Source organism: Sporosarcina jeotgali (assembly GCF_033304595.1).
GTDB lineage: Bacteria > Bacillota > Bacilli > Bacillales_A > Planococcaceae > Sporosarcina > Sporosarcina jeotgali.
On record NZ_CP116341.1, the window covers coordinates 2,524,195 to 2,548,441 of the forward strand.

21 protein-coding genes, 1 riboswitch and 1 other annotated feature are annotated in these 24,247 nt (G+C 43.6%); of the genes, 10 read left to right on the forward strand and 11 right to left on the reverse strand.

Annotated elements, in window-relative coordinates:
- Positions 1-5 precede the first annotated feature (5 nt).
- The 5 genes from PGH26_RS12730 to PGH26_RS12750 form a co-directional block, all read right to left on the reverse strand.
- Positions 6-2,186 carry a DUF4129 domain-containing transglutaminase family protein gene (locus PGH26_RS12730; protein WP_323691422.1) on the reverse strand — a complete coding sequence of 727 codons (2,181 nt, stop codon included), beginning with the start codon at positions 2,184-2,186 and terminating at the stop codon, positions 6-8.
- The gene (locus PGH26_RS12735) at positions 2,183-3,388 is read right to left on the reverse strand and encodes a DUF58 domain-containing protein (protein ID WP_323691423.1); all 1,206 of its coding nucleotides are present in this window, start codon (positions 3,386-3,388) and stop codon (positions 2,183-2,185) included. The genes PGH26_RS12730 and PGH26_RS12735 overlap by 4 nt, the downstream gene beginning before the upstream one ends.
- Positions 3,385-4,335, reverse strand: a complete 951-nt coding sequence (locus tag PGH26_RS12740) for an AAA family ATPase (protein WP_323691424.1) — start codon at positions 4,333-4,335, stop codon at positions 3,385-3,387. Before PGH26_RS12740 ends, PGH26_RS12735 begins: the two co-directional genes overlap by 4 nt.
- Before the next feature lie 147 nt (positions 4,336-4,482).
- Complete coding sequence (nadE, locus tag PGH26_RS12745) at positions 4,483-5,310, reverse strand: NAD(+) synthase (protein ID WP_323691425.1); 828 nt, start codon at positions 5,308-5,310, stop codon at positions 4,483-4,485.
- Between the two features lie 12 nt (positions 5,311-5,322).
- Positions 5,323-6,792 (reverse strand): nicotinate phosphoribosyltransferase, encoded by a 1,470-nt coding sequence (locus PGH26_RS12750; RefSeq protein ID WP_323691426.1) that lies wholly within the window; start codon positions 6,790-6,792, stop codon positions 5,323-5,325.
- A gap of 282 nt (positions 6,793-7,074) precedes the next feature.
- A riboswitch (SAM riboswitch) is annotated at positions 7,075-7,182 on the forward strand.
- A gap of 101 nt (positions 7,183-7,283) precedes the next feature.
- On the opposite strand from PGH26_RS12750, the gene PGH26_RS12755 reads away from it, so the two are divergent.
- Positions 7,284-8,033 carry a cyclase family protein gene (locus PGH26_RS12755; protein ID WP_323691427.1) on the forward strand — a complete coding sequence of 250 codons (750 nt, stop codon included), beginning with the start codon at positions 7,284-7,286 and terminating at the stop codon, positions 8,031-8,033.
- Here PGH26_RS12755 and PGH26_RS12760 read toward each other — a convergent pair.
- Positions 7,932-9,719 carry an IS1182 family transposase gene (locus tag PGH26_RS12760; RefSeq protein WP_323691428.1) on the reverse strand — a complete coding sequence of 596 codons (1,788 nt, stop codon included), beginning with the start codon at positions 9,717-9,719 and terminating at the stop codon, positions 7,932-7,934. The genes PGH26_RS12755 and PGH26_RS12760 overlap by 102 nt on opposite strands.
- Positions 9,720-9,877: 158 nt before the next feature.
- Positions 9,878-10,453 (reverse strand): NADPH-dependent FMN reductase, encoded by a 576-nt coding sequence (locus PGH26_RS12765; RefSeq protein WP_323691429.1) that lies wholly within the window; start codon positions 10,451-10,453, stop codon positions 9,878-9,880.
- A 339-nt stretch (positions 10,454-10,792) separates the two neighbouring features.
- On the opposite strand from PGH26_RS12765, the gene PGH26_RS12770 reads away from it, so the two are divergent.
- Both PGH26_RS12770 and PGH26_RS12775 read left to right on the forward strand, forming a co-directional pair.
- Positions 10,793-12,010, forward strand: a complete 1,218-nt coding sequence (locus tag PGH26_RS12770) for a glycosyltransferase (protein WP_323691430.1) — start codon at positions 10,793-10,795, stop codon at positions 12,008-12,010.
- A complete protein-coding gene (locus PGH26_RS12775; RefSeq protein WP_323691431.1) occupies positions 11,979-12,707 on the forward strand; it encodes an HAD family hydrolase in 729 nt (242 codons plus the stop codon). The genes PGH26_RS12770 and PGH26_RS12775 overlap by 32 nt, the downstream gene beginning before the upstream one ends.
- Positions 12,708-12,785: 78 nt before the next feature.
- Here PGH26_RS12775 and PGH26_RS12780 read toward each other — a convergent pair whose 3' ends face one another.
- The 3 genes from PGH26_RS12780 to PGH26_RS12790 all read right to left on the reverse strand — a co-directional run bounded on the left by PGH26_RS12780 (position 12,786) and on the right by PGH26_RS12790 (position 17,713).
- Entirely contained in the window at positions 12,786-14,519 is a 1,734-nt protein-coding gene (locus PGH26_RS12780) for a methyl-accepting chemotaxis protein (RefSeq protein WP_323691432.1), read from the reverse strand.
- Positions 14,520-14,721: 202 nt separating this feature from the next.
- Complete coding sequence (gene proS / locus PGH26_RS12785) at positions 14,722-16,161, reverse strand: proline--tRNA ligase (RefSeq protein WP_323691433.1); 1,440 nt, start codon at positions 16,159-16,161, stop codon at positions 14,722-14,724.
- A 68-nt stretch (positions 16,162-16,229) separates the two neighbouring features.
- Positions 16,230-16,452, reverse strand: a binding site (T-box leader).
- A 49-nt stretch (positions 16,453-16,501) separates the two neighbouring features.
- Positions 16,502-17,713, reverse strand: a complete 1,212-nt coding sequence (locus tag PGH26_RS12790; protein WP_323691434.1) for a CDP-glycerol glycerophosphotransferase family protein — start codon at positions 17,711-17,713, stop codon at positions 16,502-16,504.
- A 226-nt stretch (positions 17,714-17,939) separates the two neighbouring features.
- Here PGH26_RS12790 and PGH26_RS12795 point away from each other — a divergent pair, with 226 nt between their 5' ends.
- The 6 genes from PGH26_RS12795 (at position 17,940) to PGH26_RS12820 (ending at position 22,956) form a co-directional block, all read left to right on the forward strand.
- On the forward strand, positions 17,940-18,503 hold the full coding sequence (locus tag PGH26_RS12795) for an RNA polymerase sigma factor (RefSeq protein WP_323691435.1): 564 nt from the start codon (positions 17,940-17,942) through the stop codon (positions 18,501-18,503).
- Positions 18,496-19,251 carry an anti-sigma factor gene (locus PGH26_RS12800; RefSeq protein WP_323691436.1) on the forward strand — a complete coding sequence of 252 codons (756 nt, stop codon included), beginning with the start codon at positions 18,496-18,498 and terminating at the stop codon, positions 19,249-19,251. The genes PGH26_RS12795 and PGH26_RS12800 overlap by 8 nt, the downstream gene beginning before the upstream one ends.
- 142 nt (positions 19,252-19,393) lie before the next feature.
- Complete coding sequence (locus PGH26_RS12805; protein ID WP_431312496.1) at positions 19,394-20,755, forward strand: copper amine oxidase; 1,362 nt, start codon at positions 19,394-19,396, stop codon at positions 20,753-20,755.
- Positions 20,756-20,816: 61 nt separating this feature from the next.
- Positions 20,817-21,461 (forward strand): class F sortase, encoded by a 645-nt coding sequence (locus tag PGH26_RS12810; protein WP_323691438.1) that lies wholly within the window; start codon positions 20,817-20,819, stop codon positions 21,459-21,461.
- 42 nt (positions 21,462-21,503) lie between these two features.
- Positions 21,504-22,409 (forward strand): catalase, encoded by a 906-nt coding sequence (locus PGH26_RS12815; RefSeq protein ID WP_323691439.1) that lies wholly within the window; start codon positions 21,504-21,506, stop codon positions 22,407-22,409.
- A 124-nt stretch (positions 22,410-22,533) separates the two neighbouring features.
- Complete coding sequence (locus PGH26_RS12820; protein ID WP_323691440.1) at positions 22,534-22,956, forward strand: YugN family protein; 423 nt, start codon at positions 22,534-22,536, stop codon at positions 22,954-22,956.
- 71 nt (positions 22,957-23,027) lie between these two features.
- On the opposite strand, the gene PGH26_RS12825 is transcribed toward PGH26_RS12820, so the two are convergent.
- The gene (locus PGH26_RS12825; protein WP_323691441.1) at positions 23,028-23,486 is read right to left on the reverse strand and encodes a helix-turn-helix transcriptional regulator; all 459 of its coding nucleotides are present in this window, start codon (positions 23,484-23,486) and stop codon (positions 23,028-23,030) included.
- A gap of 152 nt (positions 23,487-23,638) precedes the next feature.
- Between PGH26_RS12825 and PGH26_RS12830 the strand changes: the two genes are divergently transcribed.
- Entirely contained in the window at positions 23,639-24,217 is a 579-nt protein-coding gene (locus tag PGH26_RS12830) for a YdcF family protein (RefSeq protein ID WP_323691442.1), read from the forward strand.
- Positions 24,218-24,247 lie beyond the last annotated feature (30 nt).

The following is a 24,247-nucleotide window of genomic DNA, read 5'->3' on the forward strand; positions in this document are numbered from 1 at the left end:
AAAAATCAACCGGTTGTGTCAATGATTAAATCTTCCCAAATTTTACGTAATTCTGCCCAATCTTGATTTGTTTCTGTGCGCCCGTATAATCCTTTTTCATAAGCTGCCGTCAACGTACTCATTTGGGCATCCCCGCGCACTCGGTCTACTTCTTTTGCGAAGTTCATTAACGTCATCCCATCTGGTTTTTTAATCCCCACCCTGTTCAAGTGCTTCAATAATTGTTCATATTGAACAGCAAAGGTTTCCCAGCCTTCAGACTTATTCCGACTGTTACGTATCGCAAGGCGAGGCAGCCACTTTTTCCGTGTGACATAGAACCCTCCGGCAATCGCAACAACAGCGGCTCCGATAATGATACTGACAGCCGCCCAAGAACGCAGCCATTCCGGAATTATCCGAAGCAGCCAAGACTCCTGCTGGCTTTTACGTTTAGCAGCTTGTTTTTGTTGTTCTTGCTGCTTTTTCTTTTCCGGACGTTTGATTTGCTCCTGTTCTTTCACATCATCTTCTGCAGCTTCTATATCGAAATTGACATTCGATACGCCGTTAAACCCAATTGTCGGTTCGAAAGGCATCCAGCCTATACCAGGCATATACGCCTCCACCCATGAATGCGCCTGATTGTTGGTGATCGTGTAGTACTTCTGCCGATTATCATCACGATTCAACTCACCAGGTGCGAACCCTTTCACCCATCTCGCAGGTATTCCGACGGACCGAAGCATAACCACCATAGATGAACTGAAGTTATCACAGTAGCCGCGTTTCGTTTCAAACAAAAACTGGTCGACATAATCCTCATCCTCTTTCGGGACAGCCACATCTTCTCTCGCATAGACAAATCCGCTTCTTCCAAAGTACCGTTCAATAGCTTGTGCTTTTTGATAAACACTTGGCGCATCTTTCGTTAATTCATGCGCCAGTTCTTCTACACGTGACGGAACTTCCAGCGGTAACGTCAGATATGGATCCATTTCGTAACTTATAGAAGCGAGCTCACCCATTTCTGTTGCACGGAGTTCTTTCAAACTGTATTCCGGCTGAACGAATTCCGTCCGGTATGTCATATCTAACGGTTCACTGGAATTCAAAGACAGCTTCCCGGTATCCTCTTCCGTATTATACAAAAGTCCTTCTGCCGTCTGTAATTCTTCAAATCCATAAGGGTATGGCAAAATCGGCAGAGGTTCATACAGATCTACATCGGCACGCTGTCTTGGCGGGATTAATACCTGTCCTCCAATCAAGTTTGAAAAGCGTCCTTGGTGGTCTTGATAATCATCTCCAGAAGACTGGATCCATCCTTTCGTCGTATATGTATTCTTCGTCTCCATCTTCCAATATTGACGCGAGTCTACATAAGCTTCGAAAACGAGCGTATCATCTTGCTGAAACGCTCCTCCTAATTGCGTATCATCGGGATCATACCCAACTTTAGAAACTCCTTGTCCGCTTCCTGTGTTCCCTAAACCAGCTGCTGAGCGTATAAAGGGCACGGGATCCGGCCATACAGGCTCTTTAACAGGGACAAGAATTGCTACGATCGCAACCAACAGCAGTAAACCTCCTAAAGGAGCCAACACTTTAAAATAATTCGTAATCGGCAGCTTCGTATTCGTTTTCGCGGATAGCCGAAGCGGAAACAGCAGACCCATCAATAGCAGCCCGATCACCATTACGCGCACTATCGCAAAAGAAGCGTCAAACGGTGTAAATGTATCCACGACCGAGAGGAAGATTACCGTCATTCCGAAAAACAACATAATTGACTTGCGATATTCAATCCAAAATCGGATTAAATAAGCGAGCATCCACAGTAATATGAAGAATAATCCTGTTCGAAACAAATAGGAAATCTCCATCCACTCACCACTCCAAATGGATGCAAAGCTTTGCCCCACAGTTGACGCAGTCATGTTCAGCGCTTCTGCAGAAAGCCAGTCATCTCCATAAAAAACGTATTGGAGTGAGAGCGTTATATAAATAATCTTAATCGGAATGCCTATCCATCCTGGAAGACGGAACAAACCAAACATCAAGCACAATGCTATAAATCCATAGAAATGACTTATGTAACCCGTATCAGTCAGGTCCGCGACCGGTTTGAGCCACTCAATTGTCATGAAGAAGGCAAGCGTATACAAGAGAATTACGAGCCATCTATCCATTCGAATTTCTTTCACGCTTTAGCCACCCCCTGAAACGAGCGTTCAAACTGTTCATCCGTCAGCACTTGAACAGTCACACCCAGCGCTTTCGCTGCTTTTATGTTTTGATCAACAAAACTCGGTATCGGCTCCGATCCCTTTTTTACCACAAAGCAAAATACCGGCTGCGCTCGCGATGCGCTAAGGACAGCCCTCAAGAATAGTGCGTCTGGATTCCCCGAAATGACGACAATCGCTCCAGCGCCTTGCAAGGCAACCGAATAATTGGGCTGTTTCGCTAGTGTCTCATCAATTGGCTGCAGGCGGGCTAGCTGAGTAAGTGCTTTTCGAAGCTGCCCATCACCTGATATGGTGCGAATCACAGAATTGGCTGCATCTGTTGTTAAAAACGTTAAATCCGCCTTGCGCACAGAAGCTTCTTTTAAAATAGAGGCTGCGAATCGGATTTGTTCTTCAAATGCGCCTGATGACCTGGCATCCAGCAATAACGTGACATGCTCTCCCCGTTTGTTCTCGAATTCTTTTGTCATCAGATTTTGTGTCCTTGCAAATGACTTCCAATGAATCCATGACATTCGATCTCCCGGCTGGTAGTCCCTGACACTGGTCGCTACCGTCGTTTCTTTTATCAATGAAAACGGCGATCTGGTTGTCCCTTTGTCATGATAAGAACCGATTGGGACGTACTGAATCGACTTCGTCTCTGGGAAAATGAGCAGCGTGGATTCTCCTTCTGCGACAATCGTTTCACTCTTTTTCACCCACCCTAAAAAGTCTGCAATCTCAATTTGTACAGGAGGAAAGTTATGCTCTCCTCTTTGATTGCCTTTTAGTTCATATTGAAAAACAGCTTCTTTTCGAAACCCCATGACAAACAACCGGGAAGTTCCTCCTTGTGTAACGGAAGCAAACCCATCATTCACTGGTTCTTTAACGGAGAGGTACAGCAATGGATAGCGATTTGTACGCTCCACACGAATCTTCACGATTGTTGACTCGCCAATACCAAGCAGAGGTTGTTGGATCTCTCTTTTCACAGAGGTCTTATTTAAAGGGTAAAATACAATGGAAAGCGCATACAAAGAAAAAGGCACGATGAAGTAAAAAATCGTCCAGCTAACCATGCCGCCTTGAAACATTGCAAACGAATATGCTCCGCCTATTACGAGCAAAACAAAGAGCGTTTGAATGGTAAGTGTTGCACGTCTTCGTGTCATACAGAGTTCGCCCTTACAAACGGAACACGGACTTTCGCTAAGACGTCGATCAATACATCGTCTATGGAATGGCCACTATATTCAGCATCAGGATGCAGAATGATCCGGTGACTAAACGCATATGGGAGTAAATACTGCACATCGTCTGGCGTTGCATAATTACGCCCGCTGATGAGTGCATATGCCTGGCATGCCTTCATAAGACCGAGCGATCCTCGAGGACTGACACCAAGGTATACGGACGCGTGATTCCGTGTAGCCGTCGCGCAATCCACTATATACGATTTAACCGTTGCATCTACAATGACATTGGACGCAGCGACTTGCAGCCCAAGCAAATCCTCCAACGCAATAGCCGGTGCAGTGAGCTCAGGAGGGATTTGAGATTCTGAACGCGAGAGGACTTCAATTTCTTCATCCCTTGTTGGGTATCCCATTTTCAATTTGAATAAAAACCGATCCATTTGAGCTTCAGGAAGAGGATACGTTCCTTCATATTCAATCGGATTTTGTGTTGCCATCACGAAAAACGGCTGAGGAAGCTGCAAGGTCTTTCCATCAATCGTGATGGAGGATTCCTCCATCCCTTCCAGTAATGCTGCTTGGGTTTTTGGAGACGTCCGATTAATTTCATCCGCCAAAATAATATTGCCGACAATCGGCCCCGGTCTGAATTCAAATTCCATCTGCTGCGGATTGTAAATCGAAACTCCGAGCACATCTGAAGGCAGCAAATCCGGTGTAAATTGAATTCGCTTGAACTCAGCGCCAATGGAAGCCGCCAAGGATTTCACCATCACCGTTTTCCCTACACCCGGTACATCTTCGAGAAGTACGTGTCCACCTGCCAGCAGTGCTGTCAGACTAAGTTCGCTGATTTCCCGTTTTCCTACAATTGTTTGTTCGATGCGCGCTAGGATCGCATCGATTTTCTCTTTATATGACATCCTAATTCCCCCCATGCTCATTTGCTGGATGACTCTACAGTTCTTTCCATCATACCGGAATTCCTACAGTCCGACAAACAAATTTACAAAACAAACAGAATTAACCGGCAACAAAAAAACCTCTCAAGAAAAGAGAGGTTTCTACAATCATTTCCAAAAATCATCGAATACAGTAATTGGAAGATGCCGCTTGTGCTCGGAACGGAGGTAATGACGTTCGATCGTTTGACGGGTCGCGTCCGGTATTGACTTTCCTTCCAGATAGTCATCGATCTGTTCGTAAGTGACGCCAAGCGCTATCTCATCCGGCAACGCAGGCTTATCTTCTTCTAAATCGGCAGTCGGGACTTTGTTATACAAATGTTCCGGACATCCAAGCTCGCGAAGCATCTCCTTCCCTTGGCGTTTGTTCAAACGGGACAGCGGTGTAACATCGGCAGCCCCGTCGCCAAACTTTGTAAAGAATCCTGTAATGGCTTCTGCTGCATGATCCGTACCGATTACTGCGCAATGATGGAACGCCGCCATTGAAAACTGTACTTTCATGCGTTCTCTCGCTTTTTCATTCCCTTTTTCAAAATCGGATAAGGAAATGCCGGCTGCGTCCAATGCACGTCGGCTGGCATCTACTGCTTCTTTAATATTCACTGTATACGTAGCAGAAGGCTTTATAAAACGCAGAGCGTCTTGGCAATCTTCCTCATCGAATTGCGTACCGTATGGCAATCGGACTGCAACAAACTTATAGCGGTCAGTCGAGAGTTCTTCATTCAATTCATCAACTGCCATCTGCGCGAGCTTTCCAGCTAACGTTGAATCCTGACCTCCTGAAATCCCAAGAACATAGCCTTCTAAAAACGTATTTTTCTTTAAATACGCTTTTAGAAAATCTACAGAAACCCGAACCTCTTTTTGCGGATCAATCTTTGGCAGCACGTGCAACTCATGAATAATTTGCTGTTGTAATTCATTCATTTCCGGTCCCTCCTATTCGTGGATGAAGTCACTTACCATTTCCTGGACTTCTTGAATGTTTTTCATCTTATTGTCCCAGCATTTCTGACTCAAATCGACTGGATATTCTTCAGGGTTAAGTGAGCGTTTGTATTCATCCCATAACAGATCCAAGTTATCTTTTGCATACTGCCGGATTTCTAAAGTTGGCGGGACGTCATAGATGACTTGTCCGTGATCAACCACTTTTTCATGAAGGTTCCTAGCTTCAAAATTCGTTACAAACTTTGAGATAAACGTATGGACGGGATGGAACATTTTAATGCGCTTTTCGGCATTCGGATCTTCATCATACATAGTGATGTAGTCTCCTTCAGCTTTCCCATTTTCTTTATCAATAATCCGATACAATTTCTTACGTCCCGGTGTCGTCACTTTCTCTGCATTGGAAGAAATTTTGATGGTGTCGACCATTTCACCATTCTCTCCTTCAATCGCAACAAGTTTGTAAACAGCACCAAGCGCAGGCTGGTCATATGCGGTAATGAGTTTTGTGCCAATCCCCCAAATGTCGACTTGCGCCCCTTGTGCTTTCAAGTTAAGGATCGTGTACTCATCCAAATCATTCGATACCACGATTTTCGCATCTTCGAATCCTGCTTCGTCCAGCATACGGCGTGCTTCTTTCGATAAAAACGCGATATCCCCGCTGTCTAAGCGAATACCTATGAAGTTGATTTTGTCGCCGAGTTCTTTAGCCACTTTAATAGCTGTTGGAACGCCGATTTTCAGCGTGTTGTACGTATCTACAAGGAACACACAATCACGATGCCGCTTTGCATACGAGTGAAACGCTTTGTACTCGCTCTTATAGGCTTGTACCAGGGAGTGAGCATGGGTACCGCTAGCTTGGATGCCGAATAATTTACCCGCGCGGACGTTGCTAGTCGCTTCCACACCGCCAATAACCGCAGCACGCGCCCCCCAAACCGCCGCGTCCATTTCGTGCGCACGGCGGCTTCCGAATTCCATGACCATTTCATCTTTCACCACTTGCTTGATACGAGAAGCCTTAGTCGCAATTAACGTCTGGTAATTAACGATATTCAAGAGCGCTGTTTCAATAAGCTGTGCTTCAGCCAGCGTCGTTTCAACCCGCATGATCGGTTCGTTTCCGAATACCGCTTCTCCTTCTTTCATGGAATAGAGATCCCCAGTAAAACGAACGTCTTTCAAATACTCAAGAAAGTCCTCTTTATAATGCAATTCATTTTTTAAATAAGCGATATCGCTATCAGTAAATTTCAGATCACGTAAATAATCCAGCACGCGCTCAAGTCCTGCAAAAATGGCATACCCATTTCCGAATGGCAGTTTTCTGAAATACAGCTCGAAAATCGCCTTCTTGTTATGAATGCCTTCCGCCCAGTACGTTTCCATCATATTGATCTGATATAAATCTGTATGTAATGCCAAGCTATCATCCGTATAGTTTGTGCTCACACTAATTCGCCTCTTCCAAATAGGTTATGTAGATCGTTTATAACTGTGCTTTACCCGTTTTTCCAACAACTCTACCCTCAAAAAATTTTACTGCACATTTCTACCCGCAATCGCTTTCATTTGCAAGCGCAAATAAAAGCTCAGGTAACATCTTCTGAAGAATTTCCAAACTATAGACAAGTATATCAAATTCCCCAGAGAAAGAAATCATCAGAGCACTATTGCAATCAACATTCAAGCGTGATACTATCAGAATAATCACTTTACAAATAATTCAATACTTTCTTATCAAGAGAGACGGAGGGACTGGCCCTGTGATGTCTCAGCAACCTGCCCTAATGGCCGAGGTGCTAATTCCAGGAGGTGCATAAGCATCTCTAAAGATGAGAGCTGACTTCATGCGGATTGCATAGAAGGCCCTCTTAAGGTTTATCGAGGGCCTTCTTTTTGTATATAATAGCCGGAATTCGGCACAAAAAGGCGGGATTGAGATGACAACACAAACACAAACAGATTTGCTGGCTGCACTGACTGCATTGAAGGCAAAAGAATGGGTGGACCTCACTCATACATTCGGACCGGATTCTCCTCACTTCTTCATGTTTGAAGACGCTGAGTTCAAAACACTGTTTAACCATGACTATGGTTTCTTTGCACAGCAATTCAGCTTTGCAGGTCAGTACGGAACGCATATCGATGCCCCTATTCACTTCGTGCGGGATACACGCTTTTTAGAGGAACTGGAGTTAAAAGAGCTTGTGCTTCCTTTAGTCGTCGTAGATAAATCCAAAGAAGCAGAAGCAGACCATGACTTTACGTGCTCAAAGGATGACTTGCTGGCGTTCGAAAAAGAACACGGACCCATCGAATCGGATACATTCGTAGCACTTCGGACCGATTGGAGTAAACGCTGGCCCGACGCAGAACGTTTTTGCAACAAAGATGATGAGGGGAATAATCGAATTCCAGGCTGGGGCTTGGATGCCTTAACGTTCCTTTTTGAAGAACGCGGTGTAAAGGCAGTCGGCCACGAGACATTCGATACCGATTCTGCGGCAGACTTTAGAAAAAACGGTGCGCTCCATGGAGAGTACTATGTACTTGAACAAGATACGTATCAAGTGGAACTTTTAACGAATCTAGACAAACTTCCAGCAAAAGGCGCTGTCATTTTCAACGTCGTTCCAAAGCCTGAAAAGGCATCCGGATTTCCGGTACGCTCTTTCGCCATTCTTCCTTAACAAAAAAGAGGCTGGGACACAACCAGTCAGATTGAAGCAAAAAAAGCGAGTGTTCACCGATTTTTGGTGAGCACTCGCTTTTTTTCTCGTATTCTTTCCGTTTTCTGATGCCTGAATGTTGTTTATGGCCGTGTATTTCCTCAAATTCACGGCCATGAATGCGAAGCCCAGTTCATTTTTCACCTTATCATTTCCCCGCACAGAGAAACGAGTGAACGCCAAATTCGCCTTCAGAAATCCAAAAACTGGTTCTACGTCGATTTTCCGTTGACCGTAGAGTGAACCTGTTTTCTCTTCTGAAAGCTTCGCTCGAATGATTGTTTTATGCATTTCCCATTTTTCATTGATATACAATTTCCGGTTGTTGCCTTCCTGCGCTTTCGTACAAAGGGAGCGCAATGGGCAATCGGAACAATCGTCGCATTCATACGCTTTGTATTCGCGTGTGAATCCGTATTTGTCGGTTCGTTTTGAAAAATGGCTAAATCCTAGCCTGCGGCCATTCGGACAAGTGTAGGAATCCGCTTCCTCATCATAAGCCCAGTTCATTGTGTTGAACGGATCTTCTTTGTATTTCTTTGTCTTTTCCTTCCGATACTGATTATAGGTGATCAATGGTGTACGCTTTCTGTTTTCAAGGATATCTCCATAGTTCTGTTCACTGCCATAACCAGCATCTGCGACTATGTACTCCGGCAGCTCGAAATAGTCTTTCTCGATGAGATTAAGAAACGGGATGAGTGTTCGTGTATCCGTTGGGTTTGGGTAGATATCGTAAGCAAGCGCATACTGTCCTTCGGTTGCCACTTGCACATTGTAGCCTGCCTTGAGCTGGCCATTACTCATATGATCCTCCTTCATCCTCATGAAGGTGGCGTCATGATCCGTCTTGGAATAGCTGTTACGGTCTCCAAAAATCGCCATGTCGATCCGGTATTTCTCTTTGCGTTGTAAAAAATCCTGGAACTTTTTTCGATACTGTTTTGGTTCCTTGCGTTGCGACCGCAGCTCTTTTCGAACTTCTGTATCGTCGCTTTCTTCAATTTTTTCATCGTAGGTCTGTACCGTATCTTCCAGCTTGTTGAGGATGTTGGACAGTTCGTTCGTGGTAAGCTCGTCCGAACTTTCTCGTTCGATCTCCGGTATGATGTTCTTTTCCAAAAGCTCCTCATACATCTGATTCGATTTTTCGACCAGGCTCGCACTGTATCTTTCAACGGCTTTACGCCAGACGAAGGTGTACTTGTTAGCATTGGCTTCGAGTTTAGTCCCGTCTATGAAGATGGCTTCTTCTTCGATTTGCTTTTCTTCTACGAGTCGGCAGCGGAATTGTACAAAGCATTGGCGAAGAAGCTCTTTCACTTCGGGGTGGACCCGGAAGCGATTGATCGTACGATAGGTTGGTTCATATCCCTGAGCCAGCCACATCATCCGGACACTGTCTTTCAAAAGCCCTTCAATCTTTCTGCCAGAAAACACGGACTGGGTGTAAGCGCAGAGCAAAATCTTCATCATCATGCGCGGATGATAGGCAGGGCAGCCGGTTTCACGCAAAAAGCCTGTGAAGGCTTCTCCGGGGATCGACTCCACGAGCTCATTCACAGCGTAGGCAATATCATCTTTCTGTAGCTTCATTTCCATATCGAGCGGCAAAATTAGTTGATTCATGTTATACTCTTTAAACATAGGAAGACCTCCTTAAATGGTTTGTGGTGAATCTATTTTAACAGAGTGTCTTCCTATTTTCCTTTCTAAAATACCAAAAGAACGAATCCCTAGGATAATTCCTTAGGATTCGTTCTTTTTTAATTTACTGAGTTTTGTCCCAGCCTCTTTTTGCTTCCTTATGCTTTTTTCGCTGCATGCATTTCCGTCATGCGCTCATAGAAGTCAACGAAATTATTCACAACAGAATCCAAGAATGCAACTGTTGGTGCGTCAGTTAGTTCATCGTCATCGCTCAGTTTCTGATGAATAGAGCCAATGTACACTTCATTGTTTGGCAAAATCAATGGAGAAAGACCGGGATTGGATAGAATTTCACGTAAATGAATTTGAGCACGGACACTGCCGAAAACGCCCATTGACGATCCTACAATGAAAGCAGGCTTATCACGCAGCGTTGCTTCTCCTCCGCGTGATAACCAGTCCAACGCATTCTTCAAAGCGCCTGGGATGGAGAAGTTATATTCAGGAACTGCGAATAATACAGCATCCGAATCTTTTACATTTTCTTTAAATGCACGGACATTTGCCGGCGGTTCACTTTCATGATCAACGGAGAACATTTCTACATCATTGATTGAAACTAATGTAATGTCCAATCGATCAGCATAACGTTTTTTCATGAAATTCACTAATCTTCTATTGTAGGAAGTTGAACTTGTACTTCCAATGATTGCTTTTACTCGTATTGTCATCTTGAGGAACTCCTTTTATGTTCTTTTATTTCTTATACTTAGATAAGGATATCACTTTCATGCAGTTTGCTTAATTATTTTGCTCATAGTGATGTCCATTTCACCTTGCCTCCTTCTATCCTGCCCGCACTATTCCTTATCTGTTATTTACATAAGTACTTATTCATATGGTTCCCTGTTTTAAAAATGTATACCCGTAATAACCAGTCAGGTAAGTAATAGAAAGGTTTATAGATTTTTTGTACAGGGTAAATCCTAATCAAATCATTAAAATAGTTTATGAGATAGTTTACTAAATTACAGAGGTTATGAAAATATACTGAAAGAAGGAATTTATAAATGGAGAAAAAAATCTGTTTTATATCAGACCATGGTGATCCTTTAGCGCCTCTGGGGTCAAGTCAAGCAGGGGGTCAGAATAATTACGTGAAACAACTGGCACTGGCGCTGGAAGCTCGCGGACACTCTGTTGACGTATTCACTCATTGGTCAAATGCTGAAGCACCCCAAGTTGAAGGATTTGGTAATAAGTGCCGAGTTCTGCGTGTCCAGGCAGGACAAAAAGGTTTTGTTGAAAAAAATAAATTGTACCATCTTCTCCCGGCTTTTTATCGTGAAATGAAATTGCTTCAAGATTTTTCTCAATACGATATTCTGCATACACACTATTGGCTTTCAGGTCTGCTCGGTTTACAACTAACTAAAGACTTTGACTTGCCTTGGGTCCACACTTCACATTCTCTAGCTGCAGCTAAGCAGATGGCAACAGGAGTCAAAGAACCTCGCAGATTAAAAGCTGAGCAAATGATCCTGTCAAATGCCGATAAAGTGATTGCTACTTCTCTAACAGAAAAAGCTCTTATTCAAGCCTCTGTAAAACTTCCATCTTCTATTCGGGTGATTCCGATTGGTGTGGATTCACTATTTACTCCTGCTGCCAATCCCGTCCCTCAGCCCTTAACCATCACATTCGCAGGTCGACTAGAAAAGACAAAAGGAATCTATACCTTACTTAAAGCTTTTAAACTTCTTTGCAATTCCGAACTTCTTAAAACGCCCATACGCTTACAAATAATAGGCGGCGATTCTGATCAGGTAGATCCGATTAGAAACCAAGCCCTTTCTGCCGAATTGAGAAATGCAGTCAAAGGGATTGAAGAGCATGTAGACTTTCTCGGTTCTCTTCATCAAGAAGAGCTGGCTGCACATTTCAGAAACAGCTTGGCCGTCATTGTCCCTTCCTATTATGAATCGTTTGGGATGGTGGCAGCAGAAGCTCAAGCCTGCGGCAGTCCGGTGATTGCTTCAAAAGTAGGCGGATTAGGTGACATTGTCATTCACAAGAGAACTGGACTCCAAGTGGATCCAAAAAATATAAAAGATCTTGCCTCTGCAATTGGATTTTTGGCAAAACGTCCAGATATTGCAGAACAGCTTGGTAAACAAGCCGCTTCGTTCGCCAAGAAGAATTTTAATTGGAAAGTGATTGCAAAAAAAGTAGATACGCTGTATGAAGGAGTCAGTTATGAAGTTAAAGACGCATATGTTAGCAACTGATTTGGATAATACATTGGCAGGAAATGATTCAGATGTGAGAGACCTCATCACCTTGTTTCAAAATGCTCCTTATGATGTTGCTCTCGTATATGTGACAGGGCGTCATGCGGAGTCCGTCCGGCAACTCATTTCAGAAGCAAGCTTGCCAATACCCGATTTAGTGATCTCGGATGTTGGAACAAAGGTTTGGCATATGCCTGATTGGCAAGAGGATTTACTATGGAGTAAACAAATGGGAAAGGGCTGGCAGCCTGAACGGGTATTGGAAACAGCTTCCGGATTCCCAGGCCTGCACCGCCAAAAACTTCCTGAAGACTGTCGGATTTCTTTCACCCTGGAAGACGGCATCGATACGGTGAATGAGTTTAAAGATGCGTTATGCGCAAAACATATTCCTCACCATCTTGTTTTCAGTTCCAATAATGATGTGGATGTGCTTCCAAGAGGTTCGGGAAAAGGAAATGCACTTGAATATGTGATTCAACAATTCGCCCATCCCTCTGTCAATCTATTAGTGGCGGGCGATTCAGGAAATGATACAGATATGTTAAGCCGCGGCTGGCCCTCGGTAATTGTGGGAAATGCTTATGAAGAATTGAAGGGGATTCCGGATCACCCAAACCTTTATAGAGCTTCCCGCCATTATGCCGGCGGAATATATGAGGCTTGGCAGCATTTTTATGGGGCCTCTAATTAAGTTTTTTAAAATAAAAAAACAGCCGGACAACCATCCGCTTTAAGGATGCCGTCCGGCTGTTTTTAGTTTGACCGGTTGTTACAGTTGAAATTTCCGAACCGTTTCCTGCAGTTCTTCAGCCATATTAGCAAGAGTATCTGCAGCCGCTGCAATTTCCTCCATCGAAGCCGTCTGCTCTTCTGCCGTAGCGGCTATATTTTCAGTGTGGCTGGCCGAACTCATTGCAATCGCAGCTGTTTGCTCCATTACTTCCGCAATTCGTTCCGACTCTTTGCGGTTTCTTTCTGTACTGCTGGTTACTTCACCAATTTGTCCAGACATGCTGTTGATCGCATCAGTAATTCTTTGGAAGGTCTCACCCGTTTCCTGCACGAGATCAGCTCCTTCTTTTACTGCCTGATTTCCTTTTCCAATTGCCGACACTGAGTAGCCGATGTCTTTCTGAATTGCCTCGATGAGAGTTCCTACTTGAGTCGCTGCGTTCGATGATTGTTCTGCAAGCTTTCTCACTTCGTCCGCTACAACTGCGAAACCTCGTCCATTCTCGCCTGCCCGTGCAGCCTCAATTGCGGCATTAAGTGCGAGAAGATTAGTCTGTTCAGCAACATCCGTAATCATACCGGCGATTTTACCAATCTCTGCTGATTTTCCGCCAAGCTGATTGACATAATTGAATGCGGAATCCGTCTCTTGCTGAATGGATTCCATATGATTAACTACCCTGTTCACAGAGCTTGACCCTTCCTCTGCGAGCTGAACGGTTGTTCGAATCGTATTGCCGGCTGATTCCATTTCTTTCGTTACATGCTCCATGTCCATTGACAAATTGGCTGCTGCTTCATTGGCAGTTTCAGTCTGTTCCAGTTGGCCGTCGACTCCGCTCGCCAACTCTTGGATTGCCTCCGAAACGTGCTCCACTGATCTGCTCGTTTCTTCACTGCTTGCAGAAAGCTCTTCTGAAGTTGCAGCTACTTGCATGGATGCGTTCGATACTTGTTCAATCATATCTTTCAGATTTTCAGACATGCGGGTTGTATAAGATGCGAGTTCACCAATTTCATCCCGATTTTTCACTGGGCCGACCTCGCCGGACAAATCCCCTTCAGCTACTTGAGCGACATGATTCGTAATTCTTATAAGCGGCTTCGACAAATGGCCTGAGAACCAAATGATGACAACTGCGCCAGCCAGCAGTGAAACACCTAGAACTACCCCTAAAACCATCAGCAAAGTTTTAGATTCGCTATTGAAATCCATTAAGTACGAGCCAGCAACGACGTTCCATCCCCATTGCGGGAATACTTGGGCATAAACGATTTTAGGCGCAACCTTATCTGTTCCAGGAACAGCAAAATCGAATGTTAAAAACCCGCCGCCCTCTTGCGCTGTCTTTATTGTTTCCATTGTCGTCATCATGCCGTCTTTGGTCTTCGAACCGCTTAGGTCTTCCCCTTCTTTCACCGGGTGCGCCAGAGCCTTGCCATCATCCCCAAGAACGAAGAAATAACCATGCTCTCCCATATCCACTTCAGACTCAACGATTCGCGTTCCGTCTTCTTGAAGCGGACCTATCAGTTTTTCTTTCGCAACCTCTTGAGCTTCTTTAAGTGATATTGCGCCTTTGTCTACCTGTTCTTGTAAAGATTCCAATACATCGATTGCTAGTGACACATCATTTTTTAACCCTTGTGAACCAATATCATTTAAACTGTTTTTAGCTAATGTGTAGCCGCTCAGCCCAATAACCAAACTAGGTATTACTAACAAAATTGCAGATATAAGTATAAGTTTTGTACGAATTTTCATTTTCATGTTGATCCCTCCGTACTTCATATCGGTTGAAAAGGGAGAATTGTGACTAATTTAATGTTTTTGCAATACTCATCTTAAAAGAGTAAATCTAACTGTATTCCTTCTCAAACTGATCTATCTTCATTTATCGCGGAACTCTATATTTATTCGAATAAAAAACCCCATCGCATCCGAATTACGGACTCGATGGGGATTTATCATTTTAATAAGCGCGCGCAAACCAAACAGTATGCTTCGCGTCTTTGCCGCAGTTAATGCACGTATGCTTTTCAACTGGCGGGTTGAACGGAATGTTGCGTGTCGTGAACTTTGTTTCTTCTTTTACATGCTCTTCACACGCATCCTCGCCGCACCATCCAGCAAGGATCCAGCCAGGGATTACGTTGTTTTCTTGTGAAGTTGCAATATGTGCGCTGAGCTCTTCCAATGTCTCAATGTTTGTATGAGAGTTTTCATCACGGAATGTACGTGCTTTTTCCAACAAACGGCTTTGCATAGCAGTCAGCTGATTTTCAATTTCTGAAATCAATCCTTCCAATGCAAAGGCTTCTTTGCCTTCCTCGTCACGTAATTTCAACATTGCTTGTGCGTTCTCCAGATCACGCGGTCCAAGTTCAACGCGAACTGGCACGCCTTTTAGTTCCCACTCGTTAAATTTATATCCGGGAGATTGATCTGAATCGTCCAAACGAACGCGAATGCCTTTGGACTTCAACTCTGCATAGATTTCATCGAGCTTCTCCATAATCGCAGGATTCTTTTTCCAAGGACCTACCGGGATTAACACAACTTGAGTCGGTGCAACGCGTGGAGGCAGTACCAGACCTTGCTCATCGCCGTGAACCATAATGACAGAACCAATCAAACGAGTTGACGTTCCCCAAGATGTCGTGTGTACGAATTCATGTTTATTTTCTTTTGTCAGATATTTAATGTCGAATGCTTCCGCAAACTTCGAACCCAGATAATGAGACGTTCCGGCTTGGACTGCTTTTCCGTCCTTCATCATCGCTTCGATCGAATACGTATCCACCGCTCCTGCAAATCGCTCAGACGGTGTTTTTTGTCCATCGTATACAGGAATTGCCAGAAGCTCTTCAACGACTTCTTTGTAAATGTTCAACATTTGCATGGTTTCGTGACGTGCTTCTTCTTCATTCGCATGAGCCGTGTGGCCTTCTTGCCAGAGAAATTCAGACGTGCGGATGAATGGTAATGTCTTTTTCTCCCAGCGGAATACATTCGCCCATTGGTTGATAAGAACTGGAAGATCCCGGTAGCTTTTAATCCAGTCGGAGTACAAGTGACCAATCATTGTTTCCGATGTTGGACGAAGCGCAAGTTTCTCTTCAAGCGGCTCACCTGCAGCTTCAGTTACCCAAGGCAATTCAGGTGCAAACCCTTCGATATGATCTTTTTCCTTTTGGAAGAAAGATTCAGGTATTAACATCGGGAAATATGCATTGCGGTGTCCAGTCTCTTTGAATCGACGGTTCATCTCATCTTGAATGTGCTCCCAAATTTCAAAGCCATCCGGTTTGAACGCGATACACCCCCGTACTGGTGTATAATCCATCAAATCCGCTTTTTGAATCGTATCAATATACCACTTTGAAAAATCATTTTGCTGTGTGTTTGACATGTCTTTTCCTCCTGTTCAATGATTGGCCGCAAAGTCTTTATCCGCAAAAAAGCACAAAGACATCCTAATAAAAGGACGTCTTTGTGCTTTGGACGCGGTACCACCTAAGTTCGACTAATTAGCATAGATTGCAAATTAGTCCTCTATCGTTTCGTAACGGGACGAACCGGCCGTGTTTACACGGCATCTCGGTGGTAGGGTTCGAATAAGAAGAGGTGATAGAGCTTTCAGCAGTGCGCTCTATTTTCTGTTTCACGATTCCTATCTACTTAGCCACTTCATCGATCATTATTTCCTATACTATATCAAACAAACGAATAACCTACAACAGCCAATCATTTTATGTGTTATCACGAAGCTTCGAATTCGACGTGTTTAAAGAAAACATATAATTTGCCAGTCGTTCACAGTTGTTTCGATCTGTAAAGCTGAAGTAGTTTGATAAATCGGCAAAGCGGGGATTTTCTGTTTCGCCTTGTTCAAGTATCCTGGTTAGTGCATGTATAACCTCTGAAGCTGAATTCGCTTTCCATCCCAGTAAATCATGATTCAAATCCAAGTATGAACCCCGCATTTCCAAGAATTCCTTCTGGTCAAATGTATAGAAAACTACAGGCTTATTCATATAGACAAAATCCCAGAAAATACTGGAATAATCCGTGATCAGCATATCAGATTTTTGAATTTCATCTTGTATGAAGAGTTCTCCATATGTATAAAATTCGATGTTAGAGTGTATTGTACCCAGTTCAGTAAAGTAAGATTCAAATTTTTTCATGAAAGGATGCAAAATAATCTTTATCGTGACTTTGTTCACGCTCAGTAACTGATTCAGAACACTGTCAGTAATCAGCTTTTCGGTAGCTTGAAAATAAGAGCTCTCGATAAATTCAGTATCCGACAGTCCGAACAGTGTCTCACGCCAAGTCATCATCATTAGAATGGTTTTCACTTCTGAGACAGGCTGATTGTAAGTGAGATGGTCGAATCGAGCCATACCCGTAATCGGCAGCTTTTCTTCAGGCATCCCCCATTCATTTAATTTAATGTCTTTCTCGTAGGATGATGCGCAATTAAATACATCGCACCGCTCAAGTAAAGGGACATCCTCTGGCTGGATCAGTATTTTCTTAAAACATTCAATTCCGTGACTGATATGCACCATAATCGTATTTTTGTTCCAAAATATATACTTATCAATACTTGGCGCAATGTCATACATTAACGAATGTCCATGGACTGTGTAAGCCGCTTGAAAAAACAATACATAATTTTTAAAACTGCCCAGCATAACTGCGTTTTCGATTCTTTTTTCATGTACATAAGATGCAGATGGATCATACATCCAATGTACAGCATAGCTTTGCTGACAGTTTTTCATAAGATAGCTATGGAATGCAGCTGCATTATCTTCATATTTTTCACCTAAATTGCCGCCGATCAGAATAATCGGTTTGGACGGCGCAGGCAATACCTTAGACAGCAGACAAGCCACAACTACTTTCATCCAAGTTGTAATTCCTTGAAATGGTTTCTTCTTTTTTAACTCCATTATATCCTCCACCTAGTGATTTCTTATTACAGCTATACCCCGGCAGGCTAACAATTAAGCTTTAGGGATCCAATTTCAAACAGCAAAGAATAATGATTTTTTATAGATATAGTGATCGTTTATTCATTTCGTTTCGTTAGCTTAATATGAGTCTTCTGTTGTTCTAGAATACAGGTCTTGCGACTTATGGTATTCTTAGAAAAAAGCTTTTACAAAGGAGACTCGGATGAAACATACAGACGACGGAACCTTATATGCTCTTGCCGCCGCCAAAGATCGATCGGCTTTTGAAACGTTATATGATCGATACGAAAAACTAATCTTCTCCTTTGCATACCGATTAACGCAAGATCGTGAAATTGCAGAAGAAGTTGTGCAAGATGTATTTGTTAAGTTATGGAACGGCACGACTGCCTATCAAGAAGATAAAGGCTCTTTTTCGTCGTGGCTCCTCACTGTCACGCGAAACAAAGCAATTGACGAGATTCGCCGCTTAAAACGTCATGACCACGAACCGATGATTGAAAAGGATTCTCTCATTGAACAGCCGGGAAGTGTAGAGAATACGGTAGAATGGGGCGAACAGCGGAATGCGATACGCAGCGCAGTGCTCGAACTGAAACAAGACCAGCAAGAAATTATAGAACTGTTTTACTTTAAAGGGCTCAGTCAGCAAAAAATTGCAGATCAATGCGAGCTGCCTCTCGGGACTGTAAAAGGCCGTATCCGATTAGCACTGAAACACTTAAAAGGATTCATCACCCAGGAAGGAGGATACTCGAATGAATGAATCATGCATGCATCTCCTTGACTACTTCAACCGTTCTTTAACTGAGGAAGAAACACATGCCTTCGAACAACATCTCGAAGAATGTCCTTCCTGCCGTGCTGAACTTGAAGAACTCAATCTATTAACTGCAGATCTTCCTTATTTGACAGAGGAAATTGAAGTTCCTTCCGACTTAAAAGCTAAAGTCTTTGCAGCGATTGATGAGGAACCGATTTCAAAGGGCACTGAAACCAAACCTGCTATCAATAATGTGAAAACATTCCCGGAAAAGCCAAAAGAAACAAAACCAGCTAAACGAAAAGGCGTCGCTGTTCCAGTACTTGCAGCTGCACTCGTTGCTTCGTTAGTGACAAATGCTTATTTAGCAACGATGGATGGTTCTCCTCCAACTGAAGTCGCCGAAAATGACCTTCAACTCATCGGTAAAGCATTATTAGATCCCCAAGCTGGTATCGAAAATGCATCAGCCGTTGCGATGATGATCAAAGATAACAACGAAACTGTGTTATTAGTCGATGCGAGTAATTTGCCAAAGTTAAAAGATAACGAATTGTATCAGGTATGGGTAATCGAAAAAGATACCCCAAAACCAGCTGGATCCTTTAAACCGACAGATGAAGGCAGCGGATCAGTTTCACATCCGATGGATCAGCTAAAAGGTGAATGGGATACAGTAGCGATCACCATTGAAACTGAACCTGACTTGCCAGCTCCAGAAGGAACCTTGGTACTGGCAGGAAGTATTTAAGACCATAAAAACCCTTGAAGAATCGCTGTCATAGCGGTTCTTTTTCTATTTCATCCGAATCTTCCAAAGTTTTTTCGACAAAAAGTGATCCATTCTTTTTTTCGTTCCGTTAGCTTATTACAAAACCGAAAAGGAGAGATTCATGATGAACTACAAAAAACTCGCAGCAATTCCATTAAGTGTTTCACTGCTATTCCCAATGGGAGCCATCGCAAATGCAGCCGACCACTCAGGACACGGTACCTCTTCAATGGCCGTCTCTAACCCAGCTACAGATTTAAGAGCGACTCTGGATTCAATCCTTTCCGAACACGCATACTTAGCAATTATCGCAATGCAAAAAGGAATTGACGGTTCAAAAGACTTTGACGCGGCCGCTGCACAACTAGGAGAGAACACAGACGAGTTATCCGCAGCCATCGGATCTGTTTACGGGGACGATGCAGCAAATCAGTTCAAAGAAATTTGGGGCAGCCACATTGGATATTTCGTGGAGTATGTAAAAGCTACAGCCGCTAATGATGAAGAAGGACGAAAAAAAGCCGTTTCCCAATTAGATGGTTATCGAGTAACTCAAGCTAAGTTTTTGGACACTGCAACTGAAGGACGTCTTAAAGCAAAAGACTTAGAAGAAGGTTTAAAAATGCACGTTGACCAGTTAATCTGGGCATTTGACAATTACAATGCAGGAGAATATGAGAAAGCGTATGAAGGCATTACGGAGTCGATGATGCATATGTTTGGTACAGGCAAAGGGATCTCTTGGGCAATTACAGACCAATTCCCAGACAAATTCGATAAAATGTCTGTTGATACTCCCGCTGCAGACTTACGTGAGCAGCTGAATAACCAGTTCTCCACTCACGCAGCACTCGCTATCCTGGCCATGCAAAAAGGAATTGACGGTGCAAAAGACTTTGATGTATCTGCTGCAGAACTAAACGGCAATACAGAAGACCTTACTAAGTCAATTGAATCCGTGTACGGTGCTGAAGGTGCCAAGCAGTTTAACGAAATTTGGAGCAGTCACATCGGTTACTTTGTAGACTATGTTAAAGCTACAGCCGGAGAAGACGCTGAAGGACAAAAAGCAGCAATGGCAAATCTTGATGACTACCGCGTCAAACAAGCCGCTTTCTTAGAGACTGCAACAGAAGGACGTTTGAAAGCAGCTGACTTAGAAGAAGGATTGAAAGTTCACGTAGACCAGCTTCTAGCAGCTTTTAACAAGTATCACGATGGCGATTATGATGGGGCTTATGACGACATTCACGAAGCTTACAGCCACATGTTCGGAGTAGGTACTATGATGGCAGGTGCAATTGTCGACCAGTATCCAGACAAATTTGCAGGTTCAATGCCTTCAGATATGCCTAAAACAGGGTTAGGCGGCATGAGCCAAGAGTCGAATGATTCTACAGTTATGTGGATTTTAACTAGTTTGATACTGGCAATGGCTGCAGGGGCTGTTGTGATCCGCAAGACACGTACTGAAAACAACTAATTTGAAGGGGGCTAGTCCCCCTTCTTTTTCTTTACACTACTATTCCACGGAGGTGGTCACAATGAAAATTCCAGCACTCCTTACGTCAGGGCTTATCGCACTGTCTCTTGCCGGGTGCAGCAGTTCACAAGATTCTTCACCCCAATCAGAAGCTTCGCCGGAACCTCAATCTTCCCCGCCCTCAACACAAGAAGCTGCTGTTGAAAAACCTTCATCTGAAGGACTGTCACTAGCAGCAGAGCAAAAAGGGATTAAACCCGTCTCACTTGAAATACCTGCAATCGGGGTAACGTCTGACGTCGAAAATGTCGGAGAGTTAGAAAATGGACAGATGGGCGTTCCTGAAGGTGTTCATAATGTCGGCTGGTTCGAACCAGGTACATTACCAGGAAACCGCGGCAGCTCCGTGATGGCCGGTCATATCGATTCCCTTACTGGTCCTGCTGTATTTTATAAGCTTGACCAATTAAAAAAAGGGGATGAAGTTGTCGTGAAAGATGCCGAAGGGAAATCACTGACCTTCATCGTCACTAAAACCGAACGGTATCCTCGAAAAGATGCACCCATTGATGAGATTTTCGGGTTCTCTTATGGCAGTCGTTTAAATTTGATCACATGTACCGGAGAATTTAACCGTAAAGCTAAAACGCATGAAGAACGGTTAGTTGTCTATACAGAACTGGCAGGTCAAGATAGCGAAGGTTGACTTCACGGAGTGCGGGTATACTGCTACAAAGGAGTGAGATCTATGAAGTCATCACAACAGGAACCGTCAATTTCTCCAATTGAAGCTGTAGATATCATTGAACAAGTTGCCGGGACCCATAAGGGATACCGAAGAGCACACGCTAAAGGTATTGGATTCAATGCCGTATTTAAACCGAATAATAATGCGAAACCTTTCACTCAAGCATCCTTTTTACTTGGAAACGCGCAAAACGTCATCGTTCGTTTTTCTCATAGCTCCCCTATCCCAAACTCTTCTGAGCAACTGATCCCGATAAAAGGAATGGCCGTACAGTTTCCATCTTCTGACCACAATGCAATCTCTCTCGTAATGGCCAACGCACCAGTGTTCCCGACAAAAACACCTGAAGCATTCGTACGGCTTATCCAAGTATTCGGCGCAAAGAATCAGCCGTTAAAAGAAAAACTCGCAACCATTAGCAGCGATACCGAATTCAAAACCGTTCCTGCCCTGCTCAAGCAATTGAAAACACCTGCGAGTTTTGCCACTACCCGATTCTGGGCAATCCATGCTTATATTCTTACAACAGATTCAAGCGATCGCCAGGCGGTCCGTTTTTCCTTTGAACCTGCAGCAAAGGAAGACAAACTCCCCTTCTCAACAAAAGACATGGAGTTAGAATTATTGGAACGTATGATAGATTCACCAGTTCATTTCAGACTTCTTATGACTCTTGCAGCACCTGAAGATCCAATTAATGATCCTTCCATTTCATGGCCGGAAGATCGATTAGTGATTGATGTCGGTGAGTTGGTCCTAACTGAAAAACGAGAAGACCTTGCGGAAGATATTTTGTTTAATCCCACAAACGAAACGCCGGGCTTCAGCTGTTCAGAAGATCCAGTACTACATTATAGATCTGAAGTCTATGAAGAATCTTATCGCAGACGTTCATCTGGATTGTAGAGATACTCCTGACTGACATTGACCGATTATCGTAGATTCCCCTTTCTCGCGTTAACAGGTTTTGACAGAGTTTAATAGGGGTACCTATAGGTTAATTGAGCTATAAGAAGAAGGAGGAATTCCTATGATTGCTTTAAAAAGTAAGATTGAAGGAAAGACCGTCATATACGGAAATGCTTTGAAGCTTTTCAAAGAAGCAGGGATGGATATAGGCGGAGGATGGGAATACGATCACGGTATGTTTGATACGATTCTATATCAGCGCAAGGAAACGACCATCTATTTAAGAGTCCCTTTTCAAGTGCTGGAAGGCGAATTAGATTCTCCTAGAACCGTTATTCGTTTTCAAACGCCTTTCGTTATTAAGCATGTTATGAATATCGGCTTAGACGAAGAAGACAGCGCTGCGATGACCGTCGCGGGATTGGAGCAATTCCAGGCTCCACAAGATCCAGATGCTCCTATTGACCGGCAGCATGAATTTGCGCTGGATGCACAAACGAAACTCGACGAGATTACCGAAGACGTCATGTTTGCTTCTATCTAACCTCCAGCATACATACACTGCTACTTCCCTATGAAAACTGCCTGCTAATTTGGCAGTTTTTTTTTACGGAGTTATCTCTTGATTTGACTCAGTTCATGAAACCTCTCCAACACTTCTTGTTCGTCGAATGTACTGAACCAGACATAATCTTCTTTGTCTAATATTCTAAAATGCTGGCTAATCAGATTCTGCTGGATTCTAAACTCACTCTCGTTTTCTAGTTCCTTCCACCAAACTTTCCCGCCCAGTGTCTTTCCTTTTGGACGATCCAATCCATTATGGGCAATCGTACGGATCACCTCTAAAGGGGCATCTCCTAGAAGCGATTGAATGATTTCACTGTCCGAAAATAGAGCGATTATCGCTACAACAACAGTCCAGCTGGCAGCCGTCCGGTTTTTCTCTATTTGTACGAGCGTTTTTTTGGATATGCCAAGAATAGATGCCATGGTTTCTTGGGAATAGCCTGCTTCGGTACGTATGAGAATGGCACGCTGTGAGATTTGTTCAATGAGTTTTTCAGAATTCACGTGAAATCCCCCTTTCCTAATAGTGTAATACTACACTTCGAGAAGGAATTAAACAAAATAAATGATTGCTTCGGCAACTTGCATCTCCCATTTCCGTCTTGTTACTAACGGAGTAATAAGAAAAGTATGTACTAGGAAATGGAGCGACTTAGATGAAAAAGGGGAAACGTCTATTGTTTATAGGACTAAGCGGTTTGTTCATAGTTTTTGCGTGGTGGTTCTCAACAGGACATGCGATAAAAGAGGCTCAAAACAAGCGTGCTGATGGAACCTATACGATTGCAGTCGTTCTTGGCGCTAAAGTGAATGGAACTGCTCCGTCACTTGCACTCCGATACCGGCTGGAGGCAGCACTCTCCTACGCCAATAGCCATCCGGACGTAACGCTCGTTCTTTCTGGCGGACAGGGTCCAGATGAAGGAATTAGTGAAGCACAGGCTATGGTGAATTATTTATCAGCACACGGTTTCCCTGAAGATCGAATGATTGTAGAAGATCAGTCTACTTCCACATATGAAAACTTAGTCAACACCAGGAAACTGATCCCTGAAAGCATGACAGGAATCACCATAATCACTAGTGATTATCATGTCGCACGGGCCGGATACCTTGCTGAAAAAGAAGGCTATGAATGGGATGCCATTCCCGCCAAAACTCCAAAGGTTGTAGAAGCTAAAGTTCGATTCCGCGAGCGGCTTGCTCTATTGAAAACGTGGATTGCAGGAAAGTGAACAGGCGGATCATGCTTGAACGTTTGTATC